Annotated in this window: 1 protein-coding gene; it reads right to left on the bottom strand. The window is 49.3% G+C overall.

Annotation, left to right across the window (positions count from 1 at the left end):
• Positions 1-582, bottom strand: a 582-nt coding sequence (locus J7438_RS27065; protein WP_209279107.1) for an acyl-CoA dehydrogenase family protein, incomplete at both ends; no start/stop codon positions are given.

Genomic DNA, 582 nt, shown 5'->3' with positions numbered 1-582 from the left:
CTCAACATTGTTGAGATCGAACCCACCCAAGCATCCCTCATACCCCAATAAGTCATAGTGATCATGTCGGTCTACACCTGGGCTATTTAGAGGGACTAAAAACAGCGCATAGGATAAAGGTGAGCGCCCAGCTTGAATTCGCGCCAGCACTATCGCTAAATCAGCATCTGCACCATTGGTAATACTTGCCTTGTGCCCTGTCAGACTCCACCCTGATTCCGTTTTTTGAGCAAAGGTTTCAATGCCTTGAAGATCGCTTCCAGCGTTGCGCTCAGTCATAGCGAGCGCCAGCAGACATTCGCCAGTCAATGCTTTAGGTAGCCATGCCACTTGCTGCTGATTTGTGCCATATCGCTGAAGGAGTCGCCCCCCAATATCAAGGTGAGATGCCAAACACAGACCCAATCCACCAATGGGTTGCTGTGCAATACAATAGTGAAGATACAATTGTTGGCTAATGTCGTTGTTGCCCCATGGCGCAGGCCAACCTGACGTAAGAAGTTGGTGCTCATTCAAGGAGGTAATCAATTTACGGACCTGCGGTCGCGCATATTGTTGCCAATGCTCTAACTGCGCCAGTAT

This window comes from Thalassotalea sp. G20_0 (assembly GCF_017744175.1).
Classification (GTDB): Bacteria; Pseudomonadota; Gammaproteobacteria; order Pseudomonadales; family Endozoicomonadaceae; genus Endozoicomonas.
Note: the sequence above shows the minus strand (reverse complement) of the source record. Positions and strands in the feature narration are given on the sequence as shown.